Annotated in this window: 13 protein-coding genes and 1 pseudogene; 11 read left to right on the forward strand and 3 right to left on the reverse strand. The window is 72.3% G+C overall.

Going from position 1 to position 19290, the window contains the following annotated elements; genetic code table 11:
- Positions 1-94: 94 nt before the first annotated feature.
- From ACZ418_RS07415 to ACZ418_RS07465, 11 genes and pseudogenes are all read left to right on the forward strand, one after another.
- A pseudogene (locus tag ACZ418_RS07415) lies at positions 95-1105 on the forward strand (ABC transporter permease); the annotation flags it as partial.
- Positions 1102-2100, forward strand: a complete 999-nt coding sequence (locus ACZ418_RS07420) for an ABC transporter permease (RefSeq protein ID WP_468358268.1) — start codon at positions 1102-1104, stop codon at positions 2098-2100. The pseudogene ACZ418_RS07415 and the gene ACZ418_RS07420, both read left to right, overlap by 4 nt.
- Positions 2097-3689 (forward strand): dipeptide ABC transporter ATP-binding protein, encoded by a 1593-nt coding sequence (locus tag ACZ418_RS07425; protein ID WP_468358271.1) that lies wholly within the window; start codon positions 2097-2099, stop codon positions 3687-3689. The genes ACZ418_RS07420 and ACZ418_RS07425 overlap by 4 nt, the downstream gene beginning before the upstream one ends.
- 201 nt (positions 3690-3890) lie before the next feature.
- Positions 3891-5588 carry a DUF3492 domain-containing protein gene (locus ACZ418_RS07430; RefSeq protein ID WP_468358274.1) on the forward strand — a complete coding sequence of 566 codons (1698 nt, stop codon included), beginning with the start codon at positions 3891-3893 and terminating at the stop codon, positions 5586-5588.
- A 404-nt stretch (positions 5589-5992) separates the two neighbouring features.
- Positions 5993-7198: a hypothetical protein gene (locus ACZ418_RS07435; RefSeq protein WP_468358934.1), complete on the forward strand. Its 1206-nt coding sequence runs from the start codon at positions 5993-5995 to the stop codon at positions 7196-7198.
- A 352-nt stretch (positions 7199-7550) separates the two neighbouring features.
- Positions 7551-8510 carry an NAD-dependent epimerase/dehydratase family protein gene (locus ACZ418_RS07440; RefSeq protein ID WP_468358277.1) on the forward strand — a complete coding sequence of 320 codons (960 nt, stop codon included), beginning with the start codon at positions 7551-7553 and terminating at the stop codon, positions 8508-8510.
- Positions 8498-9247, forward strand: coding sequence for a spherulation-specific family 4 protein (locus tag ACZ418_RS07445; RefSeq protein WP_468358280.1), 750 nt, complete (start codon positions 8498-8500; stop codon positions 9245-9247). Before ACZ418_RS07440 ends, ACZ418_RS07445 begins: the two co-directional genes overlap by 13 nt.
- Before the next feature lie 63 nt (positions 9248-9310).
- Positions 9311-10489: an adenylyltransferase/sulfurtransferase MoeZ gene (gene moeZ, locus ACZ418_RS07450; protein ID WP_468358283.1), complete on the forward strand. Its 1179-nt coding sequence runs from the start codon at positions 9311-9313 to the stop codon at positions 10487-10489.
- Positions 10490-10668: 179 nt separating this feature from the next.
- On the forward strand, positions 10669-11085 hold the full coding sequence (locus ACZ418_RS07455) for a YciI family protein (protein WP_468358286.1): 417 nt from the start codon (positions 10669-10671) through the stop codon (positions 11083-11085).
- Positions 11085-12230, forward strand: coding sequence for an RNA polymerase sigma factor (locus ACZ418_RS07460; RefSeq protein ID WP_468358289.1), 1146 nt, complete (start codon positions 11085-11087; stop codon positions 12228-12230). The genes ACZ418_RS07455 and ACZ418_RS07460 overlap by 1 nt, the downstream gene beginning before the upstream one ends.
- Positions 12231-12471: 241 nt before the next feature.
- A complete protein-coding gene (locus ACZ418_RS07465; protein ID WP_468358292.1) occupies positions 12472-12834 on the forward strand; it encodes a hypothetical protein in 363 nt (120 codons plus the stop codon).
- Positions 12835-12902: 68 nt separating this feature from the next.
- Here the strand turns inward: ACZ418_RS07465 and ACZ418_RS07470 are convergent, their stop codons facing one another.
- From ACZ418_RS07470 to ACZ418_RS07480, 3 genes are all read right to left on the reverse strand, one after another.
- Positions 12903-14459 carry an alpha/beta hydrolase gene (locus tag ACZ418_RS07470; RefSeq protein WP_468358295.1) on the reverse strand — a complete coding sequence of 519 codons (1557 nt, stop codon included), beginning with the start codon at positions 14457-14459 and terminating at the stop codon, positions 12903-12905.
- A gap of 167 nt (positions 14460-14626) precedes the next feature.
- The gene (locus tag ACZ418_RS07475) at positions 14627-16171 is read right to left on the reverse strand and encodes an alpha/beta hydrolase (protein WP_468358298.1); all 1545 of its coding nucleotides are present in this window, start codon (positions 16169-16171) and stop codon (positions 14627-14629) included.
- 86 nt (positions 16172-16257) lie between these two features.
- Positions 16258-19116: a lysylphosphatidylglycerol synthase domain-containing protein gene (locus ACZ418_RS07480; RefSeq protein WP_468358301.1), complete on the reverse strand. Its 2859-nt coding sequence runs from the start codon at positions 19114-19116 to the stop codon at positions 16258-16260.
- Between the last annotated feature and the right edge of the window lie 174 nt (positions 19117-19290).

Below are 19290 nucleotides of genomic sequence, written 5' to 3' on the forward strand. Positions count from 1 at the left end.
AGGAGGATTGGAACTGCTCGAGGGATCGAGGGAAAGACACCAAAGACACACCCCCCTTCTTTCTTGAGGCACCCGAAAACCCCCCCCCCCCCCCCCCCCTCCCCCGGGGGCCCGTCGGTTCTGGCGGCGGCTGCGTGCGCAGCGCGCCGCCCTGGTCGCCGCGGCCGTCGTCGCGCTGCTCGTCCTGGTCGCGCTCGCCGCGCCGCTGCTCACCGCCCTGGAGGGCCAGGACCCCACCACGTACCATCCGTCCCTGATCGACTCCGCGCGCGGCGGCGTGCCCGTCGGCTCCCTCGGCGGCATCGACGCCGACCACTGGCTGGGCGTCGAACCGCAGACCGGCCGCGACCTGTTCGCCCGCCTGGTCTACGGCGCGCGGGTGTCGCTGGGCGTCGCGTTCGCGGCCACGGTGGTGCAGGTCGCCATCGGGGTCGCGGTCGGTGTGGCCTCCGCGCTCGGCAACCGATGGGTTGATCAACTGTTGAGCCGCGCCACGGACGTCATCGTGTCGATGCCGCTCATGATCATGTCGTTGGCACTGCTGGCCGTCGTGCCGTCGAGTTTTCCGCGGCCGGTCCTGGTCACCCTCGTCATCGGCCTGATCGCCTGGGGCAACATCGCGAAGATCGTGCGGGCCCAGACCCTCTCCCTGAAGGGGCTCGACTACGTCTCCGCCGCCCGGCTCAGCGGCTGGGGCGCCTGGCGGGTCGCCCACCGCGAACTGCTGCCCGGCCTGGCCGCGCCGGTCATCACGTACGCCGCACTGCTGGTGCCCACGAACATCTCCGTCGAGGCGGCGCTGTCCTTCCTCGGCGTCGGCGTGAAGCCGCCCACCCCGTCCTGGGGACAGATGCTGACCGCCGCGGACGTCTGGTACCAGGCCGCGCCCCAGTACCTGCTGCTGCCGGCCGGCGCCCTGTTCGTCACCGTCCTCGCCCTGACCGTCCTCGGCGACGGCGTGCGCACCGCCCTCGACCCGCGCGCCGCCTCCCGCCTGCGCGTCGGCACCGGCCGCAAGGACGCCGAGGAAACCGAGGACGCCAAGGAAACCGAGGACGCCAAGGACGCCAAGGGCCTCAAGAGCGACAAGGAGGCAACCGCATGAGCGGCCTCGGTGGCTTCCTGCTGCGCCGCGCCGTCGGCGTGGTGGTCACCCTGCTCGCCATCTCGGTGATCGTCTACGTCGTCTTCTACGTCACCCCCGGCAACGTCGCCCAGATCACCTGCGGCCCGCGCTGCTCACCGGAACAGGTGCGCCAGGTCGCCGAGCAGCTGAAGCTGGGCGACCCCCTCTACCTGCGCTACTGGCACTTCCTGGAAGGGCTCGTCGCCGGCCAGGACTTCTCCACGGGCACATCGGTCGTGCACTGCGCCGCGCCCTGCCTGGGGCAGTCGTACCAGACCGACCAGCAGGTCCTGGACATCATCCTGACCAAGCTGCCGGTCAGCCTGTCGCTGGTCCTCGGCGCCATGGTGGTGTGGCTCGTCCTCGGCGTCGGCACCGGTGTGCTCTCCGCGTGGCGGCGCGGCCGGATCTCCGAGCGCGTGCTGACCGCGATCACCCTCGCGGGCACGGCCACGCCCGTCTTCGTCATCGGTCTGGTGCTGATGATCGTCGTCTGCGGCGAACTGCAGCTGCTGCCCTTCCCGCAGTACGTGAACTTCTCCGACGATCCCGAGCAATGGGCCTGGAACCTGCTGCTGCCCTGGCTGTCGCTCGCCCTGATCGAGGCGGCGGCCTTCGCCCGCCTCACCCGTGCCGCCATGTTGGAGACCCTCGCCGAGGACCACATCCGCACCTTCCGGGCGTACGGCGTCGCGGAGCGTTCCATCGTCGGCCGGCACGCCCTGCGCGGCGCCCTGGCGCCCGTGATCGCGCTCAACGCCAACAACGTCGGCTCGGCCGTCGGCGGCGCCGTCCTCACCGAGACCCTCTTCGGGCTGCCCGGCATCGGCCAGGAGCTGGTGCACGCGGTGAAGGTCGTCGACCTGCCGGTGGTCGTCGGCATGGTCCTGGTCATCGGGTTCTTCGTGGTCCTCGCCAACGCCGTCGCGGACGTCCTGTACGCGGTGGCCGACCGACGGGTGGTACTCCAATGAGTCTCGTGGAAGTCACCGACCTGACCGTGGAGTTCGGCGCGCTGCGGGCCGTGGACGGACTCTCCTTCAGCCTGGCGAAGGGCGCCGCGCTGGCCCTCGTCGGCGAGTCGGGCTCCGGCAAGTCCACGGTCGCGGGCGCCCTGCTGGGCCTGCACCGCGGCACCGGAGCCCGGGTCACCGGCTCGGTCCGCGTCGCCGGCACGGACGTACAGGCGGCCCCCGACGAGGAGTTGCGGCGGCTGCGCGGCGCCAGGGCCGCCATGGTCTTCCAGGACCCGCTGTCGTCGCTGGACCCGTACTACGCGATCGGCGACCAGATCGCCGAGGTCCACCGCGTGCACACGCGCGTGTCGCGGCGCGCCGCACGCGCGCGTGCCGTCGAGGTCCTGGAGCGGGTTGGAATTCCGGATGCGGCACGGCGGTCCCGGTCCCGCCCGCACGAGTTCAGCGGCGGCATGCGCCAGCGCGCCCTCGTCGCCATGGCCCTCGCCTGCGAGCCCGACCTGCTGATCGCCGACGAGCCGACCACCGCCCTCGACGTCACCGTCCAGGCCCAGATCCTCGACCTGCTGCACACGCTGCGCGAGGAGACCGGCATGGGCCTGCTCCTCGTCACCCATGACGTGGGCGTCGCCGCCGAGAGCGTGGACGACATCCTCGTCATGCGGCACGGCAGGGCCGTCGAGCACGGCCCTGTCGGCACGGTCCTCGCGTCGCCCGCCGAGGCGTACACCCGCGAACTCCTCGACGCCGTCCCGCGCGTGGACACCCGCCGCACCGGCTCCCGGGCCTGCGACGACGTCGTGCTGGAGGCCACCGGGGTGCGGCGCGAGTTCGGGCGTGGCAGGCGGGCGTTCGCGGCCGTGGACGACGTCTCGCTGACCGTCCGCCGCGGCGAGACGCTCGGGGTGGTCGGTGAGAGCGGCAGCGGAAAGACCACGCTCGGTCGGATGCTGGTCGGCCTGCTGGAGCCGACCGCCGGCGCGATCCGCTACGAGGGCCGCCCGCACACGGGGGTGAACCCGGCCGTCCAGATGGTCTTCCAGGACCCCGTCTCCTCCCTCAACCCGCGTCGCAGCGTGGGCGAGTCCATCGCCGATCCGCTACGCGCGCGTGGCGAACGCGACGAGGAGCGCATCCGAGGGCGCGTGACTGAACTGCTGGAGCGCGTGGGGCTCGAAAGGGCGCACTACGACCGCTACCCGCACGAGTTCAGCGGCGGTCAGCGCCAACGCATCGGCATCGCCCGCGCACTCGCCGCCGACCCGCGCGTCATCGTGTGCGACGAGCCGGTCTCCGCGCTCGACGTCACCACACAGGCCCAGGTGGTCGAGCTGCTCGGCGAACTCCAGCGGGAACTCGGCCTCGCGCTGGTCTTCATCGCCCACGACCTCGCCGTCGTACGGCAGGTCAGCGACCGGGTCGCGGTGATGCGGCAGGGCCGGGTCGTCGAGTACGGGCCCGCCGACGAGGTGTACGACAGCCCGCGCGAGCCGTACACCCGGCAGCTCCTGGCGGCCGTACCGGCGCTCGACCCGGACCTGGCGGCGCAGCGGCGCGCGGCGCGTCGCGAACCTGCCGTGGCGTAACGATTCGTACATGGCTGATCGCCCTGTGAAGCCTTAGCGCGGCGGAACGCGACCCGCACGCGAAAGTTACGACCGTTCACCCCTTTTGGTGGCGTGATGGACAACCGTCCGTCGCGCCACCGCCTTGTCCGCTTACGTTCATCCCGCTGCGAGCCGCCGGGGGAACGGCGGCTCACCGGACAGGAGATCGGGGGTGCACACGTGCGCATCGGACTGCTTACGGAAGGCGGCTACCCGTATGTGAGCGGTGACGCCGGACTCTGGTGCGACCGGCTCGTGCGCGGGCTCGACCAGCACGAGTTCGACATCTACGCGCTCAGCCGCACCCGGCGCCAGGAGGACGACGGCTGGGTCGCACTCCCGCCGCAGGTCAGCCGGGTGCGTACGGCGCCGCTGTGGACGGCCGAGGACGACGAGGCCGGCTACTCCCGGCGCACGCGTCGGCGCTTCACCGAGTGCTACGGCGAACTGGTCGCCGCCGTGTGTGCCGGCGTCGACCCCGGGTCCGGGGGCGGGCCCACCGACATGGCGGACCGTTTCGGCGGCGCGCTGTACGGACTCGCCGAACTCGCCCGTGAGGAAGGCGGACTGGTCGGCGCCCTGCGCTCGGACGCCGCCGTACGCACGCTCGAACGCGCCTGCCGCGCCCCCGGCGCGCTGCGCACGGCGCGCGAGGCGCGCGTACCCGAGCTGCTCACCGTCACCGCACACCTCGAACGCGCCCTGCGCCCCCTCTCCCTCGACTGGTACGGCGACGAGGACCTCGGCGCGGCCGACCTCTGCCACGCCGCCGCCGGCGGCCCCGCCGCCCTCACCGGGCTGCTGACCCGGCACTTCGCCGGCGTACCGCTGCTCGTCACCGAGTACGGCGTGCAGCTCCGCTCGCACTACCTGGCCCTCGGCCCCGACACCGCCGCCCCCGCCGTACGCGCGCTGCTCGCCGCCTTTCACGGCCGGCTCGCCGCCGAGGTCTACCGACGCGCCGAGGTCCTCACCCCCGGCAACGCCCACGCCCGCCGCTGGCAGGAACGCTGCGGCGCCGACCGGGCCCGGATCCGCACGGTCTACCCGGGCATGGACGCCGACCGCTTCACGGAGGTCGGCGAGGCCCCGGACCGCGCCGACCCCGACACTCTGGTCTGGGTCGGACGGGTCGAACCCGCCAAGGACCTGATCTCGCTGCTGCACGCCTTCGCCGAGGTCCGCAAGGAGGAGCCCAAGGCGCGCCTCAGGGTCGTCGGCGCGCCCTCCGGACCCGAGGGCGCGGCCTACCTCGGTCACTGCCGGGCGCTCGCCGCGCAGCTCTTCCCCGACGAGGCGGAGGGTGTGCACGCCGTCGGCGACAACCCGGTCTCCTTCGAGGAGATCGGCGGCCCGGAGGCGCCCACGCTGCCCGAGGTGTACGCGGCCGGCGCGGTCGTCGTGCTGTCCAGCGTCGTCGAGGGATTCCCGGTCGGCCTGATCGAGGCCATGTTCTGCGGCCGGGCCACGGTGTCCACCGACGTCGGCGCGGTGGTGGAGGTCATCGGGGGCACGGGACTCGTCGTGCCCCCGCGCAATCCGCGGGCGCTCGCCGAGGCGTGCGTGGCGCTGCTGCGCGACCCCGAGCGCCGTGAGCGCCTCGGCGCCGCCGCGCGCGCCCGCGCGCTCGAACTGTTCACCGTCGAGCAGAACATCGCGGCATTTCACGGCATTTACCTGCAGATCGTCTCGCACTGCCCGGTCCGCAGGGTCGTCCTCGACGAGGCCGGCGCACCCCTGCCGTTCGCCACCCCCGCCGAGTCCCACGTCCCCGGCCACTGGACCGGCCCCATGGCCCGCGTCCTGCCCCGGACCGCCCCCGGCTGGGCCACGGCCCCACCGGTGCGCGCGACACGACTGGCCGCGGAGGGGGCGTGATGGACACACGGGACGACCACACGGGCGGAGACCACACCGTGCCGGTGGACGAGCCGACCGAACCGGGCACGACGGGAGAGCGCGGCCCGCAGGGCACTGGGGTGCGGGGCGGGCTGGGCGCGTGGGGCACTGAAGTGTCGGGCGGGGCTGAGGGCTCCGGTGCGAATGGTCTGCCGGGGGCTTTCGATGACGGCGGTGGGGTGGCGAGTGGGCTGGACCGGCTCGGGACGCCCAGTGCCGCTGAACCCTGGGACTCGCGGTCGGGGCAGTGGTTCGAGGCACAGCGGGGCGATGAGGGCGCCCGGTCCGGCGAGGCCTCGTCGGCGCGGTCCGCCTCCGTGCCGCCCGGTGCGTCAGGCTCCGCCGGTGTCGCCGAGCCGGACGGGTGGCCGGGCCGTCCCGGAATGCCTGCCGCGGGCGCCGTCACCCAGGCGGAATCGGACGGTTCACCGTCGGACAACTACCGGTCCGGCAACGGTGACTCGGGCAAGCGGCGCGTCGCCACGCCCCGGCGTGGCGCCGCCGACCCCGTGAAAGCCCTGCTGCACCGGCACCGTGAGCTGTGCGAGCGGGCCGTGGACCCGTTGGAGATCGCCGCCGGGCTGGAGGCGCACGGTGTCACCGACCGGACCGCCGCCCGTTTCCGCCACCGCGACGTCTTCTCGCTCGCCGAGGAGCTGTACGCGCGCGTGCCGCGAGGCGGCGAGCAGGGCCCGGAGGCCGAACCCCTGCCCGTACCCCGCGTGCACGCGGACTGGATCCTGCTCACCCTCCTGCCCGGCGCCCTCGGCGCGGCCACCGTGGCCGGACTGCGCCTCACCCACGGACACCCCCGCCTGCTCGCCGCCGCCGTCGGCATCCTCGCCGTAGCCCTCGCCACGCGTGCCGCACTGCGCCGCGGCCCCCTCGCCGGACCGCCCGGCACGCACGCGTGGCGGGCGGCGAATGCCACGTGCGCGTGGACGGTGTGGCTGCTCGGATACGCCCTCCTCGGCGACGGCCTCCTCCACGCGGTCACCACCGGTGGCCCCGATGCCCTGCCCACCGGCGCCCCGGACGGCCCCTGGCCCACGGCCCTCGCGCCCGCCCTGGCCCTCACCCTGGCCTGCGCCCCGGCGGCCTGGTGCGCCCACCTGCTCAGCGCGGGCGCCCGCCGCAGGCTCGCCGGCAGCCGGGGGCTGGAGGACTTCACAGCCGCCGCCAAACCGTTGCTGTTCGGCACGTTCGCCCTGTTCCTCGGCGCCCTCACCGCCCTGCTCCTGGTGTGCGGCACCCTCCTGCACGAACCCATGGCCTACCCGCAGACCCTGGCCCTGGGTGCCCTGCTGCTGCTCGCCCGCGTGCTCACCGTGCACGGCCACCGGCACGCCCCGGCCGTGGCGCTCGGCGCCGCGGCGGCCACGGAGGTGGTGGCCCTCGCCCTGCCGCTGGCCGGAAGGCTGCCGGGCTGCGCTGTGCTGACGACCCCCGTCGGGACCCTCGTCGAGGCCTGGGGTGAGGCCGCCGTCCCAGCCCTCGCCTGCGGTACGGCCGCGCTGGCCCTGTTGTGCCATGCCGGCCACACCCTCACCCAGGCCTCGGCGCACGCGCCCGCGGGAGCCCCCGACTGAATCTTCCGCCACCGGCCCGAACCGCCGCCGGCAGCGACCGTATTACCCCTTTTGAAGGAGAACACCAGATGACCACCTCCCGACCCGGAGCGTCCGGAGCCCCCGGAACCTCCGGCGCGTCCGCAGCAGTCGCAGCCGCGGATGCACAAGCCGGGACCGCCGGAGCCGGAGTCCGGGGAACCACAGAATCCGCCGGCGCCGCGAATCGGCCCATCGCACCCTCCTGGCCCAGCGCACCCTCCTGGCCCATGGCGCCCATCGGCCGCGAGGGCCACACCGGTGCCGCCGTCACCCACACGTGCCACATCGGCCCCGCCGGTCACGCCGGCGCCCACACCCAGGGAGCCGCCCGATGAGGGTCCTGCTGATCGGAGCCAACGGATACATCGGCCGCTTCGTCGCCGACCGCCTGCTCGCCGACCCGGCCGTCCAGCTCACCGCGCTCGGCCGCGGCGACGACGCCGACGTCCGCTTCGACCTCGCCACCGGCAGCCCCGGCGCCCTCACCCGCTTCCTGGACGCGGTCCACCCCGGGGTCGTCATCAACTGCGCCGGCGCCATCCGCGGCGGCGCCCGCGAACTCACCCGGCACAACACCGTGGCCGTCGCCACCGTCTGCGAGGCCCTGCGCCGCAGCGGCTGCGGAGCCCGTCTGGTGCAGATCGGGTGCAGCTCCGAGTACGGGCCGAGCCAGCCCGGCTCCTCCACCGCCGAGGACGCCGTACCGCGCCCCGGCGGCCCGTACGGCGTGAGCAAGCTCGCCGCGACCGAGCTGGTCCTCGGCTCCGGACTGGACGCCGTCGTGCTGCGGGTCTTCTCCCCGGCCGGCCCCGGCACCCCGGCCGGGTCCCCGCTGGGCCGGCTCGCCGAGGCGATGCGTCGCGCGATGCAGTCCAGCGACGGCGAACTCAAGCTGGGCGGCCTCGGGGTGCAGCGCGACTTCGTCGACGTACGAGACGTCGCCCGCGCCGTGCACGCCGCCTCGCTCTCCGCCGCGCAGGGCGTCATCAACATCGGCTCCGGCCGCGCCGTCCGCCTCCGCGACGCCGCCGCCGTCCTCGCGCGCGTGGCGGGATACGGCGGCGCCCTGCACGAACTCGACGCCCCGCCCGGTCCGCTGCGCAGCGCCATCGGCCACCCCCGCGCCGACTCCGACCACGCGGCCCCGGTGGCGTACCCGTACCCCGACGGCTGCGGCAGCTGGCAACAGGCCGACGTGCGCACCGCGCGCGACCGGCTCGGCTGGCGGCCCCGCATCAACCTCGAAGAATCCCTGGCCGACATCTGGATGGAGGCGGCATGCCGCATCTGACCAGCACCACAGCAGGCGCCACGAGCACCGGCCTGCGCACCGCCATCGGCGTACCCGGCTACGCCCACCCGCTCGTCGCCCCCGCCCAGTGGGCCGAGCTCGCCCGCCCGGGCACCCCGCTGGACTGGGTGGTCCTGAACGTGGCCGCCGGCCCCGGCACCCGCCCGGACCCGCACTGCCTGGAGGCCGCCGGCCGGCTGCGCGGAGCGGGCGTCCGCGTCCTCGGCCACCTGGACCTCGCCCACGGCACCCGCCCCTTCGCCGACCTGCTCTCCGACGCCCACCGCTACCTCGACTGGTACCGGGTCGACGGCTTCCTGCTGGACCGCTGCCCCACCGACCGCACCGCGCTGCCCGAGGTCCGCCGCGCGGTCACCACCCTCCGGACGATCAGTGACACTGCCCACATCGTCCTCGGCCACGGCAGCCATCCGCACCCCGGGTACGCGGAGACCGCCGATCAACTGGTGACCTTCTCCGGCCCCTGGTCCGACTACCGCTGGTCGCAGGTCGCCGAGTGGACCGCCGACTACCCGCCCGACCGCTTCTGCCACTTCGTGCACGGCGTGCCCCGCGGCCACCTGGAGGAGGCGCTGCGCATCGCCCGCTGGCAGGGCGCGGCGACGATCTACTTCACCGACCGCACGGACCGCGGCGGCAGCATCGACCCCTGGGAGACCGTGCCCGGCTACTGGGACGAAATCGTCTCGCGTATCGGAACAGGTGTCTCGGAATGAAGAAGGCCGTGGCAGTGTTACGGAGAGAACAACTGTAGTGATTGACCGACCAACGGAGTCCCCGTGTCGCTGCCACCCCTGGTTGAGCCAGCCTCTGAGCTCACCGTAGACGAGGTCCGCAGGTACTCCCGCCACCTGATCATCCCCGACGTGGGCATGGACGGGCAGAAGCGGCTGAAGAACGCCAAGGTGCTCTGTGTGGGCGCCGGCGGCCTGGGCTCGCCGGCGCTGATGTACCTGGCCGCCGCGGGCGTGGGCACCCTCGGCATCGTGGAGTTCGACGAGGTCGACGAGTCGAACCTGCAGCGCCAGATCATCCACAGCCAGTCCGACATCGGCCGCTCCAAGGCCGAGTCCGCCCGTGACACCGTCAAGGGCATCAACCCGTACGTGAACGTGATCCTTCACGAGGAGCGGCTCGAGGCCGACAACGTGATGGACATCTTCAGCCAGTACGACCTGATCATCGACGGCACCGACAACTTCGCGACCCGCTACCTGGTCAACGACGCGTGCGTGCTGCTGAACAAGCCGTACGTGTGGGGTTCGATCTACCGCTTCGACGGCCAGGCCTCCGTCTTCTGGTCCGAGCACGGCCCCTGCTACCGCTGCCTCTACCCGGAGCCCCCGCCCCCCGGCATGGTCCCCTCCTGCGCCGAGGGCGGCGTCCTGGGCGTGCTCTGCGCGTCCATCGGCTCCATCCAGGTCAACGAGGCCATCAAGCTCCTCGCGGGCATCGGCGAGCCGCTGGTCGGCCGGCTGATGATCTACGACGCCCTGGAGATGACGTACCGCCAGGTCAAGGTCCGCAAGGACCCGAACTGCGCGGTCTGCGGCGGGAACCCGACCGTCACCGAGCTCATCGACTACGAGGCCTTCTGCGGCGTCGTGTCCGAGGAGGCCCAGGCGGCGGCCCTCGACTCCACGATCACTCCGAAGCAGCTCAAGGAGTGGATCGACGACGGCGAGAACATCGAGATCATCGACGTCCGCGAGCCGAACGAGTACGAGATCGTCTCCATCCCGGGCGCCAGGCTGATCCCGAAGAACGAGTTCCTCATGGGCACCGCCCTGGAGGGACTCCCGCAGGACAAGAAGATCGTCCTGCACTGCAAGACGGGTGTCCGCAGTGCGGAAGTCCTCGCCGTCCTGAAGTCCGCGGGCTTCGCCGACGCCGTCCACGTCGGCGGCGGCGTCATCGGCTGGGTCAACCAGATCGAACCGCACAAGCCGGTCTACTGATCAAGGGTCTCGCCGACCAGCGGGACTGACGAAGCCCACGGCTCTGAACTGTTCGGATGCCGTGGGCTTCGGTCGTTGTCGGTCGGTGTTCGGACGGCGATGTCGAGAACCCGCGTCCGGCTCCGTCCCCGGGGTGAACGCGACCACAATGGGTCGCACGAGCACCGAGGAGAACCACGATGGCCAAGTACCTGCTGCTGAAGCACTACCGCGGCGCCCCGGCTCCGGTCAACGACGTGCCGATGGACCGGTGGACCCCGGAGGAGATCTCGGCGCATGTGCAGTACATGAACGACTTCGCGGCCCGGCTGGAGAAGACCGGCGAGTTCGTCGACGGTCAGGCGCTCGCCCCCGAGGGAGCGTGGGTCCGCTACGACGGTGAGGGGCGCCCGCCGGTCACCGACGGACCGTTCGCGGAGACCAAGGACCTCATCGCCGGCTGGATGATCATCGACGTCGACAGCTACGAGCGCGCCGTCGAGCTGGCCGGGGAGCTGTCGGCCGCCCCTGGGGCGGGCGGCAAGCCGATCCACGAGTGGCTGGAGGTACGCCCGTTCCTGGCCGCGCCGCCCACCATCACGGAGTCATGTCACTGATGGACGAGGTCCTTCTCAGGAGCCTCACACCGAGCGTGCTCACCGTCCTCGTCCGCCGCGGAGCCGACTTCGCGGCGGCCGAGGACGCCGTGCAGGACGCTCTGGTCGAGGCGCTCCGGGTCTGGGCGGCCGACCCGCCGCGGGATGCCAAGGGCTGGCTGATCACCGTGGCCTGGCGCAAGTTCCTCGACGCGGCGCGCGCCGACGCCGCCCGCCGCCGGCGTGAGGACCGCGTCGAGGAGGAGTCGGCGCCCGGGCCGGCGCCCGCGGTGGACGACACGCTCCAACTCTACTTCCTGTGCGCCCACCCGTCGCTGACCCCGGCATCGGCGGTCGCGCTCACGCTGCGCGCCGTCGGCGGGCTGACCACCCGCCAGATCGCCGAGGCCTACCTGGTGCCCGAGGCGACCATGGCGCAGCGTATTAGCCGGGCGAAGCGCACCGTCTCCGGCGTGCGCTTCGACCGGCCCGGCGATGTCGCCACCGTGCTGCGCGTCCTCTACCTCGTCTTCAACGAGGGCTACTCCGGCGACGTCGACCTCGCCGCCGAGGCCATCCGGCTCACCCGGCAGCTCGCGGCCCAGGTCGACCACCCCGAGGTGGCCGGGCTGCTCGCCCTCATGCTGCTCCACCACGCCCGGCGCGCCGCCCGGACCGCGCCCGACGGCAGCCTGGTGCCGCTCGCCGAGCAGGACCGCGGCCGGTGGGACACACGGCTGATCGCCGAGGGCGTCGCGATCCTTCAGGCCGCCCTCGCCCGCGACCGGCTGGGCGAGTTCCAGGCCCAGGCCGCCATCGCGGCACTTCACGCCGACGCGCCCACCGCCGAGGAGACCGACTGGGTGCAGATCGTCGAGTGGTACGACGAGCTCACGAGCCTGACCGACAGCCCGGTCGTCCGGCTCAACCGCGCGGTCGCCGTCGGGGAGGCCGACGGACCGCGCGCCGGCCTGGCGGCGCTCGCGGCGCTGGACCCCTCACTGCCCCGCCACGCCGCGGTGGCGGCATATCTCCACGAGCGCGACGGCGACCTGGAGACGGCGGCACGGCTGTACGCCGAGGCGGCCCACAAGGCACCCAACCTCGCCGAGCGCGACCACCTGACCCGCCAGGCCGCCCGGCTCAACGCCCGCCGCCGTCGCTGATGGCCTGCCCCAGCCCGTTGATCTTGCCGGTTCCGATGCGGGAGTCTAAGCCGATCGGATCGGAGGGAGACGTGACGTGGCTGCCCCATGGGGACTCCTGATATCCACTGCGGGAGGTATCGCCGCCACCGTGGTGGGCGTCATAGCCGGTGGCGTCGTAGGACGGCGCGGCCAGAGCCGACAGTGGCTCCTGGACCCACGGACCGCTGCCTACGAGAAGTTTCTTCAAGCCTTCGGCGCCGTGGAGATGGAGCTCCGTGAGGCGTTCGTGGACAGACGCGCACCTGCCGTCGCCTGGGCGCCGTTCAATGCCTCCCTGCATTCGATGTCCTTGGTGGCAAGCCAGGAGGCCATGGCAGCGGCAGAGCGGATCTGTGAACTCATCGAGGACTTCACGATCCTGTTCCACGGCCGGCAGCCAACGGATCTGGAACAGCTCCGGCCGATCCATGAAGGGCTCGACGAGGCCCACGCCGGGTTCGTCAACGCCGCCCGCCGTTCGCTCGATCCCTCGCAGGAACACCTCGTGCGGGCATTGGGCGGGCCGTCCCCGTGGTACGGGGTCGAGTCCATCTGGAGCGCCGGGGGCGGAGAATCGGGATAGGGCGCTACCCCTCACGGATGCAACAGCTTGATCCTCATGTGCGTACGGGGCCCGGGGCCCCGTCCGCGTCAGGAGCAGACCTTGCCGTCCTTCGGCACCGTCCCGTTCAGCAGGTAGGCGTTCACCGTCGAGTCGACGCAGTCGCTGCCGTTGCCGTACGCCCCATGCCCCTCGCCCTTCCAGGTGAGTTCGACGCCGACGCCCTTGCCCAGCTCGTCGGCCATTCTGCGGGCGCCCTCGTAGGGTGTGGCCGGGTCGCCGGTGTTGCCGACCAACAGGATCGGCGCCGCTCCCGGTGCGCTGACCTCCGGGGTCGTGAACTGGCCCGGCACCGGCCAGTCGTGGCACCAGCCGGCCGTGTCCCAGCCCAGGAAGTCCCCGAACACCGGCGAGATCCGCTCGAACTCCGCCAGCCGCTTCCTCGTCTCGGCGAGCGTCGGCCGCTCCTTCTCGTCCAGGCACGATATGACCCGCTGGGAGTGGGACGTCGTGCCGTAGTGCCCCGAGGAGTCCCGCTCGTCGTAGTCGTCCGCGAGCGCCAGCAGCGGTGAACCGTCGCCCTTCTCCGCCGAGTCGAGCGCGGCGGTCAGCCTCGGCCAGCTGGATTCGCTGTACAGCGGCAGAACGATCCCGGTGACCGCGAGGCTGTCGGTCAGCTTCCGCCCGGACGACGTGGGCAGCGGTCGAGCGTCGATCCGCTTCAGCAGGGCCGCGATCTTCCGGGAGCCCTGTGCGGGGTCCTGTCCGGTGGACTTCAGGTAGTCGTCCAGTGCCCGCTGGAAGCCGCGGGTCTGGTTCTCGGCCTGGCCCACCGTGTCCGCGGTCGGGTCGACCACCGCGTCGAGGATCAGCCGTCCCACCCGCTTCGGGAACAAGTGGGCGTACACACCACCGAGTTCGGTGCCGTAGGAGATGCCGAAGTAGTGCATCCGCGCGTCGCCGAGGACCTGGCGCATCAGATCCATGTCGCGTGCGGTGTCGGTGGTGGAGACATGAGCCAGCAGCCGGCCGGCGGTCTTCTGGCAGCCCTTGCCGAAGTCGGTGGCGTCCTGGAAGAACGCCTTCTCCTCCTGCGGGCTGTCCGGCGTGGCGTCCACGTCCTCGGCGGCCTCGGTCTGCCGGTCGCCGCGGCAGCGGACGCCCTCGCTGGCGCCGACCCCGCGCGGGTCCCAGCTCACCAGGTCGTAGCGCTCACGGAGTTTCGAGACGGTGTCCGCGTAGTACGGCATCATCTCCAGGCCCGAGCCGCCGGGCCCGCCGAAGTTGAACAGCAGGGAGCCGATACGGTTCCCGCCCGTCGCCTGCGCGCGGATCAGGGCCAGGCCGATCGTCGCACCGTCCGGCTCGGACCAGTCCAGCGGCACCTTGAGCGTCGCGCACCGCCAGTCGCCGCTCGGCGCGGGGGAGTTGCCCGTGGCCTTGCACCCGTGCCAGTCGAGGTGCTGGGAGGTGAGGGAGGCGGGCAGGTCCGTCGCCGGAGCCGACGGGGGATCCGCGCTCGTACCCTTGTCCTCGCCGCCCTCGTGCCCCTTCCCGTTGCCGTGCCCGTCCGGCGAGCCGCTGCCGCAGCCGGCCATCAGCAGTGCCGCGGCCAGCGCGGCCGTCCAGCGCAGGATTCGCCTCATACGCACCCCCCTCACAGGCCCTGCGCGTCGTGCCGCGCCGGGCGTCCAGGCCATGGTAGGCACACCCGGCCGATCCCGTGGCAGCCTGTGGATAACGTTCTGACCTGCGGTTTCTTGGCGGATGCGGGATGTTTCAGGCTCCTGCCTGTTTCCGGCTCCGGGCTGTTTCAGGTGCAGACCGTGCCGGCCTTCGGTTCCCTCCCGTCCAGCAGATAGCCGTTCACCGCGCCCTGTACGCACCTGTTCTTGCTGTCGTACGCACCGTGCCCCTGGCCCTTGTACGTCAGCTCGACGGCGACGCCCTTGCCGAGCGCGTCCACCATCTTCTTGGCGCCCTCGTACGGGGTGGCCGGGTCGCCGGTGTTGCCGACGACGAGGATGGGCGCCGAGCCGGGCGCGCTGACATCGGGATGGTCGGCGGCACCCGCCACGGGCCAGTCGGCGCAGCTGAGCATGCCCCAGGCCAGGTAGTCCCCGAACAGCGGGGAGGCGGCACGGAACTCGGGCAGCTTCTGCTGGACGTAGCCGGCGGTGTACCGCGGCTTCTCGTCGGCGCAGTTGATGGCGATGTTCGCCGCGGTGATGTTGCTGTACTCGCCGTTCTCACTGCGGCCGTTCATCGAGTCGGACAGCAGCATGAGGATCCTGCCGTCGCCCGCGTACGCCTGCTCCAGGCCCTCGGTGAGGTACTGCCAGAAGTCCTTGGAGTACAGGGACTGCGCGATGCCGTTCGTCGCGGCGGTCTGGGTGAGCTGGCGCGGCGCGATGCCGGGGATCGGCTTCCTCTCCAGGTCGTTCAGCAGTTTCGCGATGCGGTTCTTCACATCCTGCGCGGTGGTGCCGACCGGGCATTCCGTGGTCTTGGAGGTGCAGTCCACGGCGTAGTTGTCCAGCGCGAGCTGGAAGCCCTTGGCCTGGCCGAGCGCGCTCTGTTCGGGGTTCTGTGTGGGGTCGACGACCGCGTCGAGCACGGCCCGCCCGACGTTCTTGGGGAACAGGTGGGCGTACACGCCGCCGAGTTCGGTGCCGTAGGAGATGCCGAAGTAGTGCAGCTTGTCGTCACCGAGGACCTGGCGCATCAGGTCCATGTCGCGGGCCGCGTCGGTGGTCGCCACGTGCGGCAGGATCTTCCTGGAGTTCTTCTCACAGGCCGCGTTGAACTGCTTGGTGCGGTGGAGCAGCGCCGTACGCTCGGCGCCGTTGTCGGGGGTCGAGTCCTGCTGGAAGTACACGTCCAGCTGGGAGTCGCTCTCGCACTCCACCGGCGCGCTGCGGCCGACCCCGCGCGGGTCGAAGCTGACCAGGTCGTAGCGGGTGCGCAGGGCGGCGTAGTCCGGGGCGAACGCGGGCAGCGAGCTGACGCCGCTGCCGCCGGGGCCGCCGAAGTTGAACACGAGCGAGCCGATCCGCTGGCTCGCGGGGCCGCTGGCCCTGGCGCGGATCAGGGCGATGCCGATGGTGTCGCCCTTCGGATTGCTCCAGTCCAGGGGTGCCCTCATGGTGGCGCACTGCCATGTGCCGCCGTTCGGCAGCGGAGACGGGGCGCTGCCGCCACCTTCGGCCTCGGACGGCGCCGGGCAGTCCTTCCAGTTCAGCTTCTGCGCCGAGAGGTCGCCGCTCTTGCTGCCGTCGCCGCACCCGGCCAGCAGAGCCGAGAGCATCAGGGCAGCGGTGGTCAGGGCGGCGGCGCGCAGCCGGGAGGGGTTCGCCATGCTCCCATCCTGGAGGCGTGCACGCCGGGGCGCGCGGGGGCACGAGCCGTACGAGGTACGGGAACCCCGTGCCCTGAGGCGACCCCCTACAGGGCTCCCTTGCGGGTGAGCTGGTTGAAGGCCAGCCAGCCCGGCAGCACCGGCAGCCACAGCGTCAGCAGGCGGTACAGCAGGACGGCCGGGGCGGCGACCTCCTTGGGCAGGCCGACGGCGATCAGGCCGACCGTCAGGGTCGCTTCCACGGCGCCGACGCCGCCCGGGGTGGGCGCCGCGGAGCCGAGCGCGTTGCCGGCGAGGAAGACCACGGCGACGCTGGCGATGCTGAGCGAGGTCGAGCCGTGGCCGAACGCCCGGACGGAGGCGTCCAGGCACATCACGAAGCAGAACGTCAGCAGAAGAATGCCGCCGATGCCGGTGATCAGCTTCTGCGGCCGCTGCAGCACGTCGAGCATGCGGGGCACGACACCCGCGAACAGTGACCGCACGCGCGTGACGAGGAATTTCCGCAGGAACGGCACCGACGTCACCACGAGCACCAGCACCGCCACCGTCAGCAGGCCCGCGATGACCGTCCGGGACGGCGACAGGGACGGCGTCTTCTCGGTGCCGGTGAGATAGCCGAAGGACAGCAGCATCAGGATGTGGAAGCCGAGCCCGGCCAGCTGCGAGGCGCCGACGCTCGCCACCGCGAGCCCCGGCCGGACCCCCGAGCGCTGCAGGTACCGCGTGTTGAGGGCCACACCGCCGACGGCGGCCGGTGCCACGATCTTCACGAACGAGCCGGCCACCTGGGCCGCCACGGCCCGCAGGAACGGCACCCGCTCCGGCACGAACCCCAGCAGCTGCATCGCCGCGGCGACATAGCTGAGCGCCGAGAACAGCACGGCGGCGACGACCCAGCCCCACTGGGCGTTGGCCACGAGCGGCCCGAACTCGATGTGTGTGAGCTGCGTCAGCAGGAAGTACGCGCCGATGGCACCGGCGATGACGCTGATCAGCGTGCGCGGCCGCACCCGTTCCAGCCGGGCCGGCTCCACCGGCGCCTGGGGCCTGATCAGCAGCACCTCGTGGCGGATCTGGGTGAGCAGATCCTCCTCACGCGCTTCCTCCAGGGCCTCGTCCACGGCCCGCTTCTCGGCCCGCGCCTGGGCGCGTACGGCCTTCTTGTCGGCCTTCCCGAGGACCTCCGTGCCCTGCGCTCCGGCTTCTTCCGGACGTGCCTGCTTGGCCTGCCGGGATGCCTCCAGGACGGCCTCGCGCTCGCGCTGGGCCTGCTCCCGGGCCAGTTTGCGCAGCGTCGCGCGCGTGGAGCGCGTCAGGGCGATCGGCTGGAGCAGCGGCAGGCAGTCGGCGACCGCGTCGGGCCCGAGCACCCGGACCGCCGAGGCCACCGCGCGCTCGGCGCCCACCCGCAGAGCGAGCGTCGTGACCAGCTGGGCCACGTCCATGCGCAGCAGCAGCTCGCCGGCCGCGATCTCACCGCCTCGCAGTTCGGTGAGGATCACTCTGCCGGAACGATCCACCAGAATGGCGTCACCTGCGAGCCTGCGGTGTGCGATGCGCCGCGACTGCAGCGCCTGCACCTGGTGCCAGGTGTTGCGCAGCAGCTCGTCGGTGATCTCCTCGTCGGCCAGCGAGTCCAGCGTGCGCCCGCCGGTGTGCTCGTAGACGAGCATGACGGCGTCGGGGCCGAGTTCGGAGGTGGCGATCAGCTTGGGCGCGTTGGCGCCGGCCGCGATCGCCGCGTACGCCAGCAGCGCCTCCTGTTCCAGCGCCTGGCGCAGCGACTGGAGGCTGGAGCGGGTGGCGAAGCCGCGCAGGGTGAGATTGCGCCACGCGCGGTAGAAGAAGCCCTGAGCCTGCTGTTCCCGGTCCACGACCGTGACGTCCAGCGGCGGGCCGTCCTCCAGGGTGACGAAGTAGCGCCGGCCGCGGTCGCCGTTCTCCGTCTCCACGGCCTCCTCGCGGGCCGCGCTGACGGGGTGGAAGCCGACGTGCCTGAGGCCCGCCATCAGGGTCTGCCCGGTGGGGCGGACGTTGGGGGAGCCGACCGCGTACAGGGTGCCGTAGGCGATGGTCCAGCCGATGAGCACCGTCAGGATGATCGAGAACGGGGTCGTGTAGCCGGTGACCAGCATCGAGAACGCGTCGAGCAGCAGCACGATCCACAGCACCGCCCGCCATCTGGGTCTGCGGGACATGCCGACGGCCGTCATGTAGGCGATGACGGGTGCCAGATAGCCGTGCACGGGGTCGGTGAGGGCGTGGATGTCGCCCGGGGAGGGCTGGGTGAGCGCCTCCTGGATCGAGTCCGGGGCGGCCCTCGCGACCCACAGGTCCGTCGCGAGGGTCACTCCGTGGGCGAGGACCGCCGCGAGGACGCCGTCGGCGATGCGCAGCCCGTCGCGTTTGATCAGCCGCTCGATCGCGAAGGCGACCGGCACCAGCAGGATCGCGATGCTGGACGCCAGACCCGCGATCTTGATGAGCAGGTCGGGGGCCTGACCGGTGCCCTTGTGGATGTCCTGCTCGAAGCCGGAGGTGGTGCCGTGCGCGAACGCGGCGATCGCGAGCAGCACCACGATGGCGAGCATGCCCACCAGGAGCCGCATGAGGTCCGAGGGGCGGTGCACGCGCGCGGGGAGCAGCGGTTCGTCGCCCTCCACGGCCTCGGCGTGCGGATCGTCGTCTGCGCGGGGACCGTGGCCGGGGGGCGTGTTCTCCGGGACGTGCGCTCCCTCGGTGTCGTCGTTTCCGTCGGCCGCGCTGTTCTCACGCGCGCGCGTGCTGCGGTCTGCGCTGTTCTCACGCGCGCGCGTGCTGTCGTCTGCGCTGTTCTCGGGCGCGCGCGGGCCGTCGTCCTCCGCGCCGCCGGCGGTGTCGGGGCGCGCGGCGGCGTCAGGGGTGCCCGCCGCGCCTTCGGGGTGCACGCCCTGCTGCTTCATGGTCTCTTCTTGGTCTCGTATCACCAGTCACCGCCCGCACGATGGTGGCATGCCCGACCGGCACACGGGGGCATCAGGGTGCGGATGCGCGGGCGCACAGTCTGCCGGAAGCGCCGTCCGTGGGCGAGAGGGCCGTTCCTCGCGGTCCGCGCCGCGATGTCGGTGGGGTGCGGC

It is taken from the genome of Streptomyces sp. NPDC030820 (genome assembly GCF_055572075.1).